The organism is Streptomyces sp. F001, from assembly GCF_004187715.1.
GTDB classification, from domain to species: domain Bacteria; phylum Actinomycetota; class Actinomycetes; order Streptomycetales; family Streptomycetaceae; genus Streptomyces; species Streptomyces flavusporus.
The window spans coordinates 730,004-747,052 of the sequence record NZ_QZWF01000002.1 but is presented as its reverse complement, the minus strand read 5'-3'; the positions used below and the strand labels follow the sequence as shown (position 1 = coordinate 747,052).

Sequence of the window (17,049 nt, the reverse complement as noted above, 5' to 3'; positions counted from 1 at the left end):
GCCCCGCCGAGTAACGGCCCGGCCCGTCATCACCTCGTTAGGGAGCACGACATGACGCAGAACCGTTCCCCTGAACCCGATGCCGCGCCCGGGCCGGAGGCCCGACTGAGTCGGCTGGAAGCACAGGTCGCGACCCTGGCCGAGGCCGTCCGGGCACTCGCCCGCGGCTTGGAGAACATCCCGTCGGAGGACGTTCCGCCCGAGGAAGCGGCACGCGGCGCACGACTCGCCCACGAACTCCTGCTCTCCCAGGGCCTGTAGACGCACCGGCGCGCCGGAGAAGACGGAGTCGGCCGCGGTGACTGCGCCTGCACCGGCCGGTACGGGGGTCGACGTGCCGATAAGAAACCACGGAGTCGGCGATGACGCATGCACAAGGACGTAAACCCATCGTGGCCGGCGTCGACCCCGATCCCGGCAAACGCACGGCACTCGCCTGGGCCGCCGACGAGGCGGACCGGCGCCGCCTGCCCCTGCTGCTGGTCCTCGCGCAGAACGTGCCGACCCCCGGGTACCGGCCGACGGGCGGGCGGCCGTCCTGGGAGGAGTGGAACGAGGCGTTGCACGCGACGGGGGATCGGGTGCTGAAGGCGGCGGTCGCCTTCGTCGAGTCCCGGCATCCGCAGGTACGGGTGACCGGGCTGCTGGCGGAGGGGCATCCGGCGTGGGTACTGCGCGAGCAGGCGCAAAACGCCACAGAGGTCGTGCTCGGTTCCTGGCACCTGAGCGCTGTCCGGGAGCTCTTCACCTCCGCCGCCGTCTCCCTCCCGCTCATCGCCCACGCGCCCTGCCCCGTGGTGGTCGTACCGGAGCCGGAACACAGCGCCCAGCCGCAGCCGTACTTCGTGGTCGGGGTCGACGGCAGCCCTCAGTCCGCGGCCGCCGTCGACTTCGCCTTCGAGGAGGCCGCCCTGCGCGGTGCGGCCCTGCGGGCCCTGTACGTGTGGCACCCTCCACGGCTCGGAGTTCTCGACGAGGACGCGGCCGTCCAGGAGTGCCACAGGCTGCTGTCGGAGACGGTTACGGTGCGTACCGCGGCCCGTCCGGAGGTGGAACTGCACCACGAGGTCGTGAGAGGTCACCCGGTACAGGTCCTCACCAAGGCGTCCGAAGACGCCCTCGGCCTGGTCGTGGGCGCACGCGGGCACGGCGGCTTCACCGGCATGCTGCTGGGCTCCGTCAGTCAGGGCGTACTGCACCACGCACACTGCCCGGTCATCACCGTCCCGCATGCGCACGACCAGTAGCCCGCGGTCGGTTCTCCAGAAGGAGGGACCTCACTCCGGAAGGCGAAACGGCAGGTCAGCCGTGCTTGCGCCGCAACACATCGGCAGAACGGCCCAAGCCCACTGTCCTCTGGGGCGACGCCGGATGCCAGGTGCCGGCCGTGACTCTCGCTGGGACAGTGCGGCGGCTCTCCAAGGAGCGGACAGAGGAGAGAACCTGTGCCGCGAGCGCCGGACATAGGGATCGGTCACCGCGCCTATGCAGCGGACGTCGTGCCGCGGCGCGATCGAATTATCCGGAGGGACGCGGCCTGGAGGGGCGGGGACTTCCCTGGCTTGATCGCTGCTGGCGCGCTCGGCAGGGCCGTGAGGCGGAGCTGCGGCTTGCGCGTGTGGGTGGCGCAGCGCTGATGCGGATCCCACGGGCTGAATCTAGACTGGCGAAGGTGTGAAAAGTCCTGATTAGGGAGATACGCACCATGGCCAAGCGAGGCAACAAACGACGCGGCCGCAAGAAGAAGAAGGCCAACCACGGCAAGCGCCCCAACGCCTGAGCCGACCGAGCGCGCCGACGAACCGGCCGGGCCGCCTGGGGCAGACCGAGTCGCCAGGTCTGCCCCGTTGCCGACAGTCTTTGGGCCAGGTGTACGGCAGGCTTACTGCCGGTGGTGGTTGCCGCCGTGGTGGTGACGGTCTCGGTCGTGGTGGTGGCGGTCTCGGTCGTGGCCCCACGCGTGGTCGTCGATGAAGCGGCCGCGGTCGTTGCGCAGGGTTGCGGTGTCGGAGCGGTTGCCCCAGACGTAGTCTCGGCTGTCCTGGTAAAGGTCGCTGTCGGTGTCGCGGCCGAAGCCGGTGTGGATGCGCACCGTTGAGCGGCCTTCGAGGCGGTAGCGGTCGAAGGTGTAGGTGTCACCGTCTTCGCTCTTCAGGGTCCAGCCGTCCAGGTCGACGTCGCGGCGGCTGTTGTTGGTGATCTCCACCCATTCCCTGTTCAGCGAGCGGTTGGAGCCGTCGTCGTAGCCCGGGGAGTCGTACTGCACGGCCGAGATCTCCGCCTGTGCGCGGTCCGGGCGGGGGTAGCCGGCGCCCGACGCCGGCAGTGCCGTGGCGCCCAGGACGGCAGCGGCCGTGAGCGCTGCGGCGGACAGACGACGGGCGGTCGCAACGGAAGAAGACACAGAGCCTCCTGCATGTACGGGCACCGATCCCTTGTCTCGGTCCGTGAGCGGCCGCGGAGGGGACGTCATGGTGCGGGTGCGAGTGGCGGCCGGACGGGCCGCGCATGCACACCCTGGCCGCGGCTGCGGCAGATGACCACGGTACGCACACTGTGTTACGAATTGCCCACATCACCGTTACTCTCACCTTCGATGTCCATCTATGCGGTAAATACTCTCGAGTTGATGGCCCGCCCGGCCCGCACCGCCCGGCCCCGCCGCTGCCGCCCGGCGCGCAGGCTGGCGACAGCCCGCCCTCCTCACCCGAAAGTGCGTAACAGAGCCCTCCGCCACGCACCACGACAACGCACCCCGCCGGTCGGACCAGACGATGACCCGCCGATGACGCCATCCGCGTGAAGCCCCGCCACGCCCGCAACCGCCACGGTCCCCAGGCGCCTCTGGTCCTGCATCTGCAAGCTGCCCGTCTGCCCGTGAGGAGAGCGACGTGACCACCACTGCCTTCGAGCACAGCGCACCCCGTTCGCCCGCCGAACCCTGCGCCGTCGACGAGTCCGCCCCCACCTGGCCGGCCCCGCCGGCCAGCCAGGGGACGCCGACTACCTGCTCCCCCCCGAACCCCGCCCACCGCCTCACCTTCACCATCGACCCACGCGACCAGCGACGCCTCGACCTGCACGCAGCCCTGACCGCGGCCGGCATCCCACCCCACCCCGACGACCGCGACGCCATCGACCAGCTCAGCGCCCTGCCCGCCAGCATCAACGCCGCCCTCCAGCGCTGGCTGCACCACACCCCATGAAGCCCTCGGTGCTGTCCCCACCAGGTCCACGTGGTCATGCTGACCTGGCTGTTCTCCGGACAGCGCAGCGATGAGACAGCTCGGCTCCGGACCGGCTGCATCCGCCGGCAGCACGACGGGACCGAGATCCGGGCGACTCGAAACAAGTTGCCCTGCCGCAAAGCCGGCGTCCCCGCCACTGACGTCCGCGGAACATCATCAGCCACCGCGCCCAGTCCACCACGCCGGCCGGCTTCACAACGCCAAGGAACCGATGAAGCAGTTCGAGCTGCAAGCCCGGCTCGGCCACCGCTCACCGCAGTCCACGCAGTTCTACGCGAAGATCAGCCCGACCACGCTCACCCGGGCCTACGCCGACGCCGGGTACTTCTCGCGCAACATGCGCACCGTCGACGTCCTTGCGACCGCGACGCGGTCGCCTCCGGCGCCGCCGCGGCCGGGGTGCCCTGGCAGCACTACGACCTCGGCCACGGCGGCTGCTGCATCTACACCTTCTTCGAGCAGTGCCCCCACCGCATGGCCTGCGCACGCTGCGACTCCCACACCCCAAGGCCTCCACCAAGGCTCAACTCATCGAAGCCAGAGCCGACTTGCAGAAGAGGCGCGCCGCCATCCGCTCACCGAGGACGAGCAGGCTGCCGTCGACGACGGCCAAGCCGCCCTCGACCGCCTCCTGGAACGACTCACCGACGTTCCCACCCCATCCGGGGCGATGCCACGTCAGCTCGACATCCCGGCGACTGCCGCCTTCCTGCCGATCGTGGACGTCAAGCAGGGCAGGGAGATCTCGACGCCGGCTGATATCGGAATGCGAACACGCCCAGGGGCGTGTCACAGTCACTGCCGTGCTCTTGATGGACGTCCTCGTCGCCTTCGCCCGCACCGGCCGGATCGGGCCTCTTCACTGTGGAATGCCCCTGACCGAGGCCGAGGACCTCCTTGGTCCGGGGCGCCCGCACCCCGCCATCCTCATGAAGGGGCCTGATATCGACGGCTACCCGTACTCCTGGGCCGGGCTCGAACTGGTCGTCACCCAGCGGGCGGTCAGCGGCATCTGGATCAACCTCCGGCCCGGCTCGACCGCGAAGCTGCCCTCTCTCGTCCTGCCCGCATCAGAGTCGTTCGAGGCCACCGTGCTCCGCGAGGAACTGGTCATGGCCCTGGACACGGCAGGCTGTGAGCACCACGTCAACGACACCCTCACGTTCGGCCGGCAGTCCAGCATCCTCACCCGGCCCGCTGACGTCTGCGCGGTCTTCAGCCTCCCGGGCCGGGACAACCACGTGCCTCACCGAGGCCGTCACTACCTCGACGTGATGCACAAGCACACGGCTTGACATCGCTGATCCCACAGAATCAGCCGGTTGGTGTTTCCTTCAACGGGGCCGGAAGCGTGGGGCAGGGGCAGGCCGTTGCGGACGGCGTCGAGATCACGGCGAAGGTTGCGGGCGAAGGACGCCGGCGGGGCCAGGGTGTCCTGTTCGGTGTCGGCGATCCAATGCTCGAGACGGTCGCCGTGGCGTCCGGTCATCGTCGCGGCGAACTTCCTGACGTGGCCGGTGAGCCGGTCCCGCTCGGGATTGCGCTCGCGCAGACGGTGCAGCTTGTCCGCGTCCTCGTCCCGTAGGTGTTCGGGGTGGGCCATGATCCAGGAGGTGACCTCGCGGACCGACGGAGCCTGGGTTCCGGGACGGGAGCGTGTCCGCGCCCTGTTCGGTAGCGTCGCAGATGATGTTGGACGGCCATCTCGCCACCGGGGTGACCCAGTTCGTGGATCTCGCGGTAGAGCTGTGCGGCGTTTCTGCCGCCTTCGTTCCAGCGCTGGTGCAGGGAGCCGCCGTACGGATCGGCGACGCGAGCCCGCTGGGGGCTTGTGGCGACGACATCGTCGGCTCGGGATGATCGCGCAGCCAGGCGGCCAGGTCCTCGCCCTCACGGCCGTCGAAGAGATGAAGAGGACGGTGGGTGACCATGTCGATCAGGACCGTGCCGTCATGGCGGCCCTTGCGGAAGGCGAAGTCGTCCACGCCCAGCCCTTCAACGTGGCCGGCCTCGGGCTCGGGCAAGGCCCTGACCAACCGCAGCAGCGTGTCCCTGCCCACGGGGCTGCCGACCGCGGCCGCCGGGCGGGCTCCTGCCCGGCCGGCAAGGGCCAGGCCCGCTGGACCAGCCGCTGGAAGACCGCACTGAACACCTTCGACATGACCTTCGACGGCCGCCTGTCGGCAGCCCGTCAGTAACCCCAACAACCCTGGTTGCACCGTTCATTTGCCCCTGTGCCCTGCTCCGCAGCGCGCCGAGCGCCTCGTACAACTCACGCTGTGCGGGTCGCACCGTCTCTCCCTCCGCGCCCGCCCTCCGCCGGTGGGTACGGGCCCGCCATCAGCGACGTTCATGTCCCTGTGCCTGCCCTGCCAGCTCCTTGGGACGGGCAGCCCGTGCGGCCCCCTCTCGTGCCAACCCACGAAAGGAGCACCCGGTGGGCGGACGTCGAGGGATGTCTCGGGCTCGTGCTCGCCGTCAGATGGCTTCGAACGAGCCGTCGCATGCGACTGGCAGGCCTTGCGTCGATCCGTGAAGGCGGCAGCTCCGAACAACCTGTAGGGGCCTCGTTCGCCCCTCTTCATCCGTTTTACGGCCGTGCTCCCGGTCGCCTCCGGCAGAAAGGTGAATATGTCAGGCGGACGGCTCCGGACGAGGTGCGTCTTCCTCGCTCAGGGGCCACTGTCGAGCAGAGCTGAGGAGCGGTCATGAGGCGTGGAAACGACGCGGACGTGGAAAGCGACGCGCCGGCCCGGCGGACACGGTCATCGGACGATGCCCGGGTGGACGAGCTGCTCATCCGTGCCGCCGACGGCGACGAGCAGGCATTCGTCGGCGTGTACGACGCGCTGGCACCGCCGGTGATGGGACTGGCCTACCGGGTGCTGAGGAACGAGGCGCAGGCGGAGGAGGTGACCCAGGACGTGATGGTGGAGGTGTGGCGTACCGCCGCCCGCTTCCGTGCGGAGCGGGGCCCCGCCCGCGCCTGGGTGCTCACCCTCGCCCACCGCAGGGCGGTGGACCGGGTGCGGTCCGTCGCCGCAGGCAGGGCCCGCGAGCTGCGCACCGCGACCCTGGAGCACGAGCGGCCCTTCGACGCGGTGGCCGAGGAGGTCGAGGTTCGCGAGGACTACCGGGTCGTCTTCCGCTGTCTGTCCGAGCTGGCCGGGCACCTGCGGTTGCCCCTGGTACTGGCCTACTACGAAGGGCTGACCTACACGGAGGTGGCCGATTCTCTGGCCACTCCCGTCGGGACCATCAAGTCGCGGATGCGTCAAGGGCTGCAGCGCTTGCGTGAGTGTCTGGAGGGCGGATCATGAGCGTCTCCGAAGACCCTTGCCTCGGCGTCGGCGCGTACGCACTGCACGCTCTGCCTCCCGGCGAGGAAGCCGCCTTCGAGAACCATCTGGCGAGCTGCACGGCGTGCCGGCGCGAAGCCGACGAGGTGACGCAGGCCGCCGCCTGGCTGGGCGCCCTCGAGGTTCGGAAACCCTCCGCCGACCTGCGCCGCGGTGTCCTCGAACGGATCGCGACCGTACGTCAGGAGCGGGCCGTCGCCTCGCGGCGACATCGCCGGCAGCAGCGGGGCCTCGCATGGGCACTGGCGGCGTCCGTGGCGGCAGCCGCAGCTCTGGGGGGTGTCGCCTGGTGGCAGCACTCCGAGGCCGACACCGCCCGCGAGCAGGTCGCCGACGTCCGTGGCGGCACCGATGCACTCGCCGATGTCCTGACCGCCGCGGACGCCACGATCAGCACCAGCCGGATGCCGCACGGCGCGACGGCGAGCGTGATCGCCTCGCGGGCCCAGAGCCGGACCGCGTTCGTCGCCTCGGGCCTGCCACCCCTCACCGGCGACCGGGTCTACGAACTGTGGTACGGGTACGAGGGGCGGTACCGGCCCGCCGGCCTGCTGTCCTCCGCGGGCGGCTCTCAGGCACAGGTCCTCGAAGGGCGGCTCGGTGAGGCCACAGCCGTCTGTGTGACCGTCGAACCCGCCGGTGGCTCGCCCCAGCCGACCACCGGCCTGCTCGCCATCATCCCGGTGCCCGCGTGAGGAGGTGAGGAGGCGTCACCGTGGTCGCTTCGCCGGCGATGCCTCAGCGACCGCGACGGCAGCCGCGTGATCCGGACCGGCCGCGACGTCATGGATCGCCCAGCCCGGCACACGGCTGGGTGCGTGCGGTGAGGTGCTGAGGTGGTCGAGGCGGAGGTCGCGTCCGAGTCCGGGGCCGAGACCTTTCAGGTAGGCCTCCTTCCGGGTCCATGCGCGGGCGAAGGCAGCGGGACGCCGCTCCGGCGGACAGGCGGCGAGCTCGGCGGCCTCCCGGCGATGCAGCAGGGCACCGACGTCGTCGACGACGCCGGAAGCGGGCAGCTGCTCGATGTCCGCGCCGACCGCGGTGGCCGCGAAGGCGAGAAGGCAGAGCCCGCCGCTCCGGGAGAGGGAGAAGCAGAGGTCGGCGCCGGGCACGGCGGGCCGGCCGTGCGGGGCCTGGCACATAGGGCACGGCTGTCGCACCAGCGGCACGTTCGCGGGCTCGATGCCGAGGTAGGCGCCGAGGAGCAGCCGCAGCCCGATGTGCGCGACCCGGTAACCGTCCCGGTCCGCCGCCGACCGGAGCGCCGCCGCTCTCGCCTTTTCGCCGCTGTCCAGCACCGACTCGGCAAACGGGGCAACGACGTCGCGCAAGACCTCCACCCGTGCCAGCCACAGTCGCGGCGGCCGGCCGGAGCGGGGTGGCGTCAGCGACCGGGCCCAGACAGCGGGGACAAGCAGCTCCGGCAGCAGCACCGGATGCGGGGCTGCCTCCGCCGGTTCCTCGGCCGGGTGCCTGGGGAGCATGGGGTCGTCCGCCTTTCGCCGCACGTCTTTCACGGCAGGTGAGCGGATGTCTGTCAGAGAGCCCGGCCGTTCGCCGTGCTCGACTCGCGGGCCGCGGCACCGTGGTCGGGTGGCGCATTCGGGACGAAGACCTGGTCACCGTAGAGGGCTTGCACCCAGTTGGTCTGGTAGATCGTGTCGAGGTAGCGCTCGCCGAGGTCCGGGGCGATCGCCACCGGCGTGAGGCTTCGGGCCTCGTGCCGGGCCAGCCAGCTCATCGCCCCGCTGACCACCGTGCCGGTCGACCCGCCGAAGAGGAAGCCCCGCTTCGCCAGGTTCCGGCAGGTACGGATGGTGTCGGCCTCCTCGACGCGCACCGCTTCGTCCACGTACGCCTCGTCGAGCAGCGGCGGCCGGACGCTCATGCCCAGGCCGGGGATCATACGGCGGCCTGGCGGGTCGCCGAAGATGGCGGAGCCGACGCTGTCCACGGCGACGATGCGCACCGGCCGGTTCCAGGACCGGAACCAGCGTGCGCACCCCATCAGGGTGCCGGTGGTGCCGACCCCGATGAACAGCACGTCCAGCTGCGGGAAGACGCGGGCGATGGCCGGCGCCGTCCTGAAGTAGTGCGCCTTCCAGTTGTCGGGGTTGGTGTACTGGCTCAGCCACACATAGCGGTCGTCCGCGGCGCACAGGCTGCGTACGTACTCCAGCCGCGCTCCCAGAAGACCGCCGGTGGCGTGTTGGTGGGAGACGACGTGCACGTGGCTGCCGAGGGCTTCCATCATCTGCCGGGTGGTGAGATTGCAGCGGGAGTCCGTCACACAGACGAAACGGTAGCCCTTGCTCGCCGCAATCACGCTCAGGGCCACACCGAGATTGCCCGACGAGGACTCCACCAGGATCGAGTCCTGTGTCAGGATGCCGCTCCGCTCGGCGGACTCCACCATCTCGGTCGCGGCTTTCAGCTTGATCGAACCGGCGAAGTTGAACCCCTCGCACTTGAGGAACAGCCGCTGTCCGAACATCGGCTCCAGGTCGATGTACAGATCCTCCTCGTTGAAGGCCTGGGGAACGGATATGACGGGCACGATGGCCTCCGAGTCCGTGACCGGAACACCGGCCGAAAGGCGGGTGGTGAGCCGTCCTCAGCCGTACCGGCGCAGTTCATGGAAGAAGTTGTCGATGATCCGCAGTTCGCCGGAGCGTGCCACCTCCTCGTAGACGAACTTGCCGACCGCGAGGTCGAGCACGCCGAGGCCGAACGGCGAGAACACCACCGGCCGGTCGGCCGGCACTGTCACCCGGCCGGCCATCACGTCGTCCAGCGTGCCGAGCAGGAAGCGACGGTTGCCGGTGAGGCTTTCCGTGAGGTGCGGTGAGGTGGCGGCCCTGAGACAGTGGTCGATGTCGTCGACGACATTGGTGGCCGACAGCAGCACCTGCGGCGCGAGGTCGCGCAGTGACACGTGCAGCACCACCGGGTTGTGGCGGAACCACGACGGCTCGTCGATGTGCGGCCGGTCGGCGACGGTGGCGAAGACGATCAGGTCGCTGTGGCGGATCAGCTCCCGCGCGCTGCCGTGCACAGTGACGCGTCCGACGGCTCCTGACTGCTCCAGGTACGTCCGGAATCCCGCCGCGCTGTCGGCGGACACGTCGTGCACACCGATGGCGTCGAAGGACCAGCCGGTGCCCTCCAGGTACGTGTGGATGTACCGGGCGATCAGACCGGCTCCGACGAACCCCAGACGGGCGGGGCGCGGTCGCCCCCTGCTGAGCCGGTCGGCCGCCGAAGCGGCGGACGCGGCGGTCCTGGCGGCGCTGATGATCGAGCTCTCCAGGCACGCGAAGGGGTAGCCCGTGATCGGGTCGTTGAGGATGAGCACGGCCGACGCCCTGGGGATGCCCGACTCGACGTTGGCGGGAAAACTGGAGATCCATTTCAGGCCGTCCACCCGGCTCTCGCCGCCGAGCGAGGCGGGCAGGGCGATGATCCGCGACGACGGCCGGTCGGGGAAGCGCAGGAAGGAGGACGGCGGGTTGACCGTACGGCCTGCCCCGTGCAGGCGGTACGTCGCCTCGACGACCTCCACCACAGCCTTCTCACGTCCGTCGAGCACGCTCTTGACCTGGGCCCCGGGGATGACGGCGAAGGACGGTACGGCCGGTACGTCGGCCCGGGCCGCTTTCCCGGGGGCGGGGCGCACGGTGATCATGCCGCTGTCCTCCCGGTCGACGCCGTGGGGTGGTGGTCCATGCGTACCGGGTCCGCCATGGCGACCACCACGTTCCGCGGCCCTTCGTAGGCGTCCCGGCTGTGCGCGGTGCGGATGTTGTCCACGAGCATCAGGTCTCCGGAGTGCCAGGCCCGGCGTACGGTGTGCGCGTCGTAGGCGTTGTTGATCTGCTCGACGACGTCCCGGGACACGGGGTCGCCGTTGCCGTAGCGGGTGTTGAAGGGAAGGTCGTCGGGGCCGTACTCCTCGACGAGGAACTCCCGTACTTCGGGCGCCATCGTCCACTCGTTGAGGAACGCGATCTGGTTGAACCAGCAGCGCCGACCGGAGACCGGGTGCCGCACCACGGCGCGTCGGTGCTGCCGGGTGCGCAGCGAGCCGTCCGGCTGCCAGGACCAGTCGATGGCGTTGGCACGGCAGTACGCCTCGATGGCGTCGCGGTCCTCGGTGCCGAAGGACTGGCTCAGCGTGGCACCGATCTCGTTGGTGTAGGTGCGGGTGAGCAGCCAGCCTTCCCGCTCGAACCGGTCGACGAGTTCGGCCGGCAGCGTCTGCAGCACGGCGGCCGAGTCGGCCACGGCGGTGGCACCGCCCGCGGTGGACGGCTGAAGGCACGCGAACAGCATCAGGCCGGGAAACTCCAGCGCGTAACTGAGCTCGTGGTGCATGCACATGGGCTGGTTGGGCGGCCACGCCGACGGCGAGTAGACGCCCTCCGCGTGGCGGTCGCGGGCGGCGAACGCCTCCCGCTCGGTCGCCGGACGGTCGGCCACCTGGTGGAGGACCGACTCGACGTCGGCCGGAGTGCGCAGACCGAGGCCCCGGACCGTGACAGCGCCGTGTTCGACGAGGAGGTCGCGCAGTCGGTCGTGCCGGACGGCCACCCAGGCCGCCGCGTCCGAGGCGGCCTCGGCCTGGAGGAACGGCGGCTCGCCGGGGGCCGCAGGCGTGGTGCTCCCGGCGGTCGGAGGCGGCGCGGCGGGGGCCGGGTGCTTGCGGAACAGTGCGGACAGCATGGGTTCTCCTCGGGATGCGCGGATTCACGGCTCGGCCTGCGGGAAGGCGGCTCGGACCAGGGTCTCGGCGGCCTCCGCCGGGCGGGTGCGCAGGAAGTGGTGACCGCCGCCGGGTACGTCCCGCACCTCGACGCGCTCGGCCAGGAAACGCCAGTCGCCGGGCGCCCGGCGGGCCATCGCCGCCTCGCCTGCCTCGCTGCCGGCTTCGACGTCACCGGGCGTGTCGGCGGCGACCAGCACGGTGACGGGGGCTGTCAGCCGCTCCGCGTCATGCAGAGAGCCGAAGGGGGACCGCACGGAGAGGAACACGCCACGGACCCGGACCCCGCGCTGCTGCAGGGTCCGGGCCGCCTCCACGGCCGACCCCGCACCCGAGCCGTCGCCCCACAGCAGGATGCCGGGCGCGCCGAGCCGGCCGGTCTCCGCAGCGACCCGTGCCGCGTCCGGCTGCGCGGCGATGTGGACCGTCAGCCCCCTGCCGTTGTCGCTGCCGCGCAGTGCTTCGGCCAGCGGCAGGAATTCCGCGCCGGTCCGGCCTGTGTCGGGGAAGCAGACCAGGGCGGCCAGCAGGGGTCCGTCAGGGGTCAGCAGAGGCCGCAGGACCCCCCGGGCCTCGGCGCCCGTTCCGGGCGGGCCCGATGTCCGGGTGTCGATGAGACGGGCCAGCTCGGCCAGCACCGGATGGCGGGTGAGGTCACGCAAAGAGATCAGGCGGTCCAGGGATACCGCGAGCCGGACGGCCGACAGGGAGGTGCCGCCCAGGTCGAAGAAGCTGTCGCCCCGGCCGATGCGGTCGGACGGCATGCCGAGGACCGTCGCAAACTTCTCCGCCAGTCGCTGTTCGGTCGGCGTCCTGGGTGCCTGGTAGGCGTCGCCGGCCGTGCCGAGTTCCTCCGCCAGCGCCGTGAGCGCCTTCGTGTCGGTCTTGCCGTTGGCCGTCAGCGGCAGGCGCGCCACCTGGTGGAAGGAGGCCGGGACCATGTATTCGGGAAGCAGGTCGCCGAGCCGCTCGCGGACGTCGTCGGTGGTCAGGGTCTCCCCGCTCGTGTAGAAGGCGGCCAGTTGCCTGCCGTGCCCCTCCCCCGTCACCACCACCGCGCCGTCTCGGACGCCGGGGACCCGGAGCAGCGTGTTCTCGATCTCGCCGATCTCGACGCGGAACCCGCGGATCTTCACCTGCGCGTCCCTGCGGCCGAGGTACTCGAGCTTCCCGTCGGGCAGCCAGCGGCCGAAGTCGCCTCCCCGGTAGAGCCGTTGCCCCGGACGGTACGGATCGTCCAGATAGGCGAGCCGCGTGCGCTCGGCGTCGTTGACGTACCCGCGGCCGACGCAGACACCGGAGAAGACGATGGCACCGGGGGCGCCGAGCGGCACCGGCACCAGGTTGTCGTCGACGACATAGACGCGCACGTTGTTCACGGGCCGGCCGAGCGGCACCCGGTCGGCGGCGGGCGCGCGGTCCATCACCTCGTGGTTGGTGTCGTCGGACGTCTCGGTCAGTCCGTAGGCGTTGACCAGAGGGATCCCGGGCCCGACGGTGAACCACCGCTGGGCCAGCTCGCTCTTGAGCGCCTCTCCCGTGACCGACACACAGCGCAGGTCCGGCAGGTCGCGCGGGGCGCGTTCGAGGGCGGAGAGGATGACGTCGAGGTACGAGGGCACGACCTGGAGGATGTTGACCCGGCGCTCGACGATCGTGTCGAGGAACCGGTCGGCGTCGAGGATCGCGTCCTGTTCGACGAGCAGGGTCCGGCCGCCGGTCAGCAGGCCGGCGAGCAGCTGCCACAGCGAGATGTCGAAGCACTGCGAGGCGGTCTGCGCCACGACCGTGCCCGCGCCGATGTCCAGGTCGTCGATCTTGGCGTACAGGTGGTTGAGCAGGCCCGCGTGCTCGCACATCGCGCCCTTGGGCTCACCTGTGGAGCCGGAGGTGAAGAACACGTACGCGAGTCGGTCGGCCGGCACCTCGACTCCTGAGTCGGTTCCGTCGGTGGCCCGCTCGGTGATCTCCGGGACGAGCAGCGTACGGGTGCCGGGCAGCACGTCCAGCGCCTCGTCCAGGTTCGTGGTGGCGCCCGGCTCGGTGAGCACGAACCGGCAGGCGGCCCGGGTGAGCATGGTGGTCATGCGCCCGGGCGGGTAGTGCGGGTCGACGGGGAGGTAGGCGCCGCCTGCCTTGAAGACGGCGAGCACGCCGGCCAGCCAGTTCAGGTCGCGCCCGGTCACCACCGCGACCGTGTCCTCGGGGCCCAGCCCCTGCGCCAGCAGGGCACGGGCCAGCCGGTTGGCCCGCACGTTCAGTTCGCCGTACGTCCACTGCCGGTCGCGGTGCACGGCGGCGACGGCGTCCGGGTGGCTGCGCACGCGCTCTTCGAACAGTTCGTGGCAGCGCCGGTCGGGCAGTTCCCGGGGCGGACCGGCGAGTCCGTCGATCTGGAACCGGATCTCCTCGGCTGACAGCAGACTGTGCCGGTGGTGCGGGGCGTCCGGGTCGGCGGCGATCTGTTCGAGTGCGGCGAGGTGGTATCCGGCGATCCGGGCCGCGCAGTCCGCGTCCAGCAGATCGGTCCGGTAGCGCAGGCGCACGACGCGGCGGCCCTCCTGCTCCGCCGCCGTCACCATGAGAACGGTGCCGTTCTCGCCCGCGGGCCCGCGTCCGGTCGGGTCGTACACGGCCTCGGGGCGGGGTGCGGTCCCGCCCGTGCGCGGCGGCGCGTCGGCCGACGAGCTGGTCCGGGACGACAGCAGCTCCGATTCGGCCCGGTGGGATGCCAGCAGCAGTTGGCGCCAGGTACCGGGCCCGACGGTCAACTGGACGATCAGGGGCGTGGTGCCCGCCGTGGACAGGTAGCCGGTGCGGACGACGGGGTCACCGGAGAGTGTGGCGAGCACCTTGGCGTGCGCGGCCAGGAACACCGCCGTGAGCGGCACGCCGAGTTCCCGGGCCCGCCGGTGCAGGGCCGTCGTCACCGCTGCGGGGACGGGCGTGACATGCTCGGCGGTGCCGGGCACCGGGGCACGGGTCCAGCGCGGTACGGCTGTGAAGCCGCCCTCGGCCGGTGTGCCGCCGACGGCGGGCGCGGCGTCCCCGGCCTGTGCGGCGACGTCGGCCGTGGGCCCCCCGCCGGACCGTGCGTCGCCGCCGTGGGTTCGGTCGTCGGTCGGTGCCGTCGCCCTCGCCATCACCCTTCACCTCCGCCGCCGTCGAGTGCGGGACGAGCCGGATTCCCTGCCCAGCGAGCACGCTCGGGGACCACCTCGCCCTTCATCAGGAAGGAGTCCGCCGCCAGCACGGCACCGTCACCGACCTGCACGCCGTAGTGCACGAACGCTCCGACGCCGAGGGTGCAGCCGGAGCCGATCACGCTGCGGTCCGACTTGAACGTGGCGTCCTCCTGCGAGTGGGGCTGGACGACGCTTCCCGCGTTGAACGTGCAGCTGTCCCCGATCGTGACCATCCCGCGTTCGGTCACGCTGAGTCCGTCGTCGAACAGCCTGGTGCCGACGCTTGCACCCAGCAGGCGCCACGCGGATCCCTTGAACGGCGTGCCGTTGAGGACCTGCACATACGTCTCCGAGGGAACTTTCCAGTACCGCTCACGCCGCCAGAAGCGGCGGTCGTAGATCGAGCAGAACAGCGGTCCCGGAGGGTGCAGTGCCGTCACGGCCCGCTCGACCAGGATGAAGTACAGGACGGTGAACGGCAGTGCGAGGGCGTTGGCGAGCGCGATGGCTGCCGTGCCCCACTGCGGGTAGAGGCTCGCGGCGCACGCGAAGAGCAGAGTGATGCAGAAGAAGTACAGCCATCCCGCGAACAGGAACCACGCCATTGTGACGACGTTGTGCCGGTTCTTGGCCGCCAGGCGGCGGCGCAGCCCGTTCCCGTTCGTCAGCTCGTCGAAGGTGCTGTCCCGCATCACCGACCGTGGGATCTCGAAACAGGGAGACCCCAGCAGTCCCACGTCGTGCCGGACCGGGCCGTCGACGGGGACCATCACCTTGGTCGCCAGGAGGCAGTTGTCACCGGTCCTGCCGCGTGTGGGGTAGGCGACCCGGTTCCCGAGGAAGTTGTGCGCTCCGATCGCGGTCCGCGACAGGCGGAAGGACGTGCTGGAGTAGTCGGCGTTCATCAGGGAGAGGCCGTCGGCGACCATGGTGCCCGTGCCGATCGCGCTCATGAACGGGCTCTCGTGCTTGACCCGGGTGCCGAAGTTCGATCCGGTCTGCTCCACGCGGGACAGGTCGTAACCGATCCAGCGCAGATAGTGCACGATGCACGTGCTGTCACCGAACAGGCGGGCGAGGAACCTGCTGTTGGTCAGCAGGAGGATCGCCCGGTGCACGGCATGGTGGAAGCCGAACAGCGGATACGTCCGGCCCGGGGTGACGAACCGGGCGAGCAGCCGCGGGACGGTGGCCAGGACGACGAGGGCGGCGGGCACGGCGCAAGCAAAGATCACGGCCGTGACCACCAGCACGTCCACGTAGAAGGCCCAGCCGGCCGGGGACGTCTGCGCCTGCTCCAGCGCCGTGTCTCCCTCCAGGATGCGGGAGAGCAGCACGTCAAGGCAGCCCACCGCCAGCGGCACGTACGCCAGCACCGCGGTCAGCAGCAGCAGGACTCCGTGGACCGCTCGCCGCAGGGTGCCGCAGCGGGCGGGCTCCACCGGCTGGAATTCGGCGTCCGTGGGCTGGGCCGGCGACCCGTGCCAGTGCTCGCCGTCCGGGACCTCCTGACCGGTCTGCAACGAGGACGCGTGGCCCAGCTGGGATGCGTCGCCGAGGCGGCTGCCGATGTCCAGCACCGTCGCCTCACTGACGACCGCGTCCCGGCCCAGGGTGACCGGACCCGTCTCGATCACACCGTCGTGGGCGCGGTAGCAGTTGATCAGCGAGTCCTTGCGGACCACCGTGCCGTCGCCGATCGTCAACAGGTCGGTGCAGACAGGCACATTGCGCGAGAGGAAGGTCACCCCCCGTCCGATCCGGGCGCCCAGGACTCTGAGGTACAGCGGGTACAGCGGCGACCCGGCGAGCAGCAGGACCGGACTCGACCGGATCAGCGTCTTGACCAGCCAGAAGCGAACGTAGACCAGACTCCAGACGCGAATCCGCTGCGGTTTCCACCGGCCGATCAGCAGCCACTTCACGATCACGGGCAGAGCGCACAGGACCACCAGCAGGATGGCGCCGAACACAACGGACCGCAGGTAGGCCTGCAGCAGGCCGCTCCCGCCCGAGATCCAGTCGTAGCCGCGGGCGGTGACGACGGCGAGGAGGCAGGCGTAGCCGAGATAGCACAGAACTTGCAGGACGCCGCAGAGCACGTAGTGGGGACGGCCCGTCGGTTCCGCCGGTGGCCGTGGCCGTGTGCCGGGGGCGGGAACCGGCGGCGTACCCGGAGCCGTGCCCTGAGGTGCGCCGTCCACCATCGCCGCCGACAGCGCGCTGATGGTGGGGTACCGGTAGATGTCGCGCATCGACACCGACGGCAGGTCGGGCCGCTTCCTGACACGCGCGCAGAAGTGCGCCATGACCAGGGAGTCGGCCCCCAGATCGTTGAAGAAATGACTGTCGAGCGGCACCTCATCGAGCTTCGCGACGTCCGCGAGCAGCCGGGCGAGCGTCTCTTCCCTCCCCGGGACGGCCGCGGTGCCCATCACCTCGAGCTGGTGTCCCGTCATACGCACTCCCTGGGCTGGCGGCGACCGACCGTCCTG

The 17,049-nt window shown here is 70.8% G+C and carries 16 protein-coding genes; 8 read left to right on the top strand and 8 right to left on the bottom strand.

Annotated elements, in window-relative coordinates:
• Positions 1 to 51: 51 nt before the first annotated feature.
• Together StrepF001_RS11125 and StrepF001_RS11120 are read left to right on the top strand one after the other, a co-directional pair.
• Positions 52 to 261, top strand: coding sequence for a hypothetical protein (locus tag StrepF001_RS11125; protein ID WP_129798113.1), 210 nt, complete (start codon positions 52 to 54; stop codon positions 259 to 261).
• 101 nt (positions 262 to 362) lie between these two features.
• Positions 363 to 1,247 carry a universal stress protein gene (locus StrepF001_RS11120; protein ID WP_129798112.1) on the top strand — a complete coding sequence of 295 codons (885 nt, stop codon included), beginning with the start codon at positions 363 to 365 and terminating at the stop codon, positions 1,245 to 1,247.
• A gap of 635 nt (positions 1,248 to 1,882) precedes the next feature.
• Here StrepF001_RS11120 and StrepF001_RS11110 read toward each other — a convergent pair.
• Positions 1,883 to 2,404, bottom strand: a complete 522-nt coding sequence (locus tag StrepF001_RS11110; protein ID WP_240797382.1) for a lamin tail domain-containing protein — start codon at positions 2,402 to 2,404, stop codon at positions 1,883 to 1,885.
• Between the two features lie 487 nt (positions 2,405 to 2,891).
• Between StrepF001_RS11110 and StrepF001_RS47485 the strand changes: the two genes are divergently transcribed.
• The gene (locus StrepF001_RS47485) at positions 2,892 to 3,206 is read left to right on the top strand and encodes a hypothetical protein (RefSeq protein ID WP_240797381.1); all 315 of its coding nucleotides are present in this window, start codon (positions 2,892 to 2,894) and stop codon (positions 3,204 to 3,206) included.
• 845 nt (positions 3,207 to 4,051) lie between these two features.
• Positions 4,052 to 4,543 (top strand): hypothetical protein, encoded by a 492-nt coding sequence (locus StrepF001_RS11095; protein ID WP_129798110.1) that lies wholly within the window; start codon positions 4,052 to 4,054, stop codon positions 4,541 to 4,543.
• Here StrepF001_RS11095 and StrepF001_RS11090 read toward each other — a convergent pair.
• Positions 4,510 to 4,851: a hypothetical protein gene (locus StrepF001_RS11090; protein ID WP_129798109.1), complete on the bottom strand. Its 342-nt coding sequence runs from the start codon at positions 4,849 to 4,851 to the stop codon at positions 4,510 to 4,512. The two genes, StrepF001_RS11095 and StrepF001_RS11090, sit on opposite strands and share 34 nt — an antisense overlap.
• Before the next feature lie 83 nt (positions 4,852 to 4,934).
• Here StrepF001_RS11090 and StrepF001_RS45520 point away from each other — a divergent pair, with 83 nt between their 5' ends.
• The 4 genes from StrepF001_RS45520 to StrepF001_RS11075 all read left to right on the top strand — a co-directional run bounded on the left by StrepF001_RS45520 (position 4,935) and on the right by StrepF001_RS11075 (position 7,302).
• A complete protein-coding gene (locus tag StrepF001_RS45520) occupies positions 4,935 to 5,108 on the top strand; it encodes a hypothetical protein (protein WP_165396221.1) in 174 nt (57 codons plus the stop codon).
• The gene (locus tag StrepF001_RS11085; protein WP_129798108.1) at positions 5,105 to 5,446 is read left to right on the top strand and encodes a hypothetical protein; all 342 of its coding nucleotides are present in this window, start codon (positions 5,105 to 5,107) and stop codon (positions 5,444 to 5,446) included. Before StrepF001_RS45520 ends, StrepF001_RS11085 begins: the two co-directional genes overlap by 4 nt.
• Positions 5,447 to 5,956: 510 nt before the next feature.
• Entirely contained in the window at positions 5,957 to 6,568 is a 612-nt protein-coding gene (gene sigK, locus StrepF001_RS11080) for an ECF RNA polymerase sigma factor SigK (RefSeq protein WP_129798107.1), read from the top strand.
• Positions 6,565 to 7,302 (top strand): anti-sigma factor, encoded by a 738-nt coding sequence (locus StrepF001_RS11075; RefSeq protein ID WP_129798106.1) that lies wholly within the window; start codon positions 6,565 to 6,567, stop codon positions 7,300 to 7,302. Before sigK ends, StrepF001_RS11075 begins: the two co-directional genes overlap by 4 nt.
• Positions 7,303 to 7,317: 15 nt before the next feature.
• Here the strand turns inward: StrepF001_RS11075 and StrepF001_RS11070 are convergent, their stop codons facing one another.
• From StrepF001_RS11070 to StrepF001_RS11045, 6 genes are read right to left on the bottom strand one after another with little or no spacing between them, the layout of a single operon-like run.
• Positions 7,318 to 8,091 carry a 4'-phosphopantetheinyl transferase superfamily protein gene (locus StrepF001_RS11070; RefSeq protein ID WP_129798105.1) on the bottom strand — a complete coding sequence of 258 codons (774 nt, stop codon included), beginning with the start codon at positions 8,089 to 8,091 and terminating at the stop codon, positions 7,318 to 7,320.
• A 53-nt stretch (positions 8,092 to 8,144) separates the two neighbouring features.
• Positions 8,145 to 9,164: a 2,3-diaminopropionate biosynthesis protein SbnA gene (gene sbnA, locus StrepF001_RS11065; protein ID WP_129798104.1), complete on the bottom strand. Its 1,020-nt coding sequence runs from the start codon at positions 9,162 to 9,164 to the stop codon at positions 8,145 to 8,147.
• 57 nt (positions 9,165 to 9,221) lie between these two features.
• Positions 9,222 to 10,292: a 2,3-diaminopropionate biosynthesis protein SbnB gene (gene sbnB, locus StrepF001_RS11060; RefSeq protein ID WP_129798103.1), complete on the bottom strand. Its 1,071-nt coding sequence runs from the start codon at positions 10,290 to 10,292 to the stop codon at positions 9,222 to 9,224.
• Positions 10,289 to 11,329: a TauD/TfdA family dioxygenase gene (locus StrepF001_RS11055; RefSeq protein WP_129798102.1), complete on the bottom strand. Its 1,041-nt coding sequence runs from the start codon at positions 11,327 to 11,329 to the stop codon at positions 10,289 to 10,291. The genes sbnB and StrepF001_RS11055 overlap by 4 nt, the downstream gene beginning before the upstream one ends.
• 24 nt (positions 11,330 to 11,353) lie before the next feature.
• Positions 11,354 to 14,512 carry an amino acid adenylation domain-containing protein gene (locus StrepF001_RS11050; RefSeq protein ID WP_129798101.1) on the bottom strand — a complete coding sequence of 1,053 codons (3,159 nt, stop codon included), beginning with the start codon at positions 14,510 to 14,512 and terminating at the stop codon, positions 11,354 to 11,356.
• A complete protein-coding gene (locus StrepF001_RS11045) occupies positions 14,512 to 17,013 on the bottom strand; it encodes a Pls/PosA family non-ribosomal peptide synthetase (RefSeq protein WP_129798100.1) in 2,502 nt (833 codons plus the stop codon). The genes StrepF001_RS11050 and StrepF001_RS11045 overlap by 1 nt, the downstream gene beginning before the upstream one ends.
• Between the last annotated feature and the right edge of the window lie 36 nt (positions 17,014 to 17,049).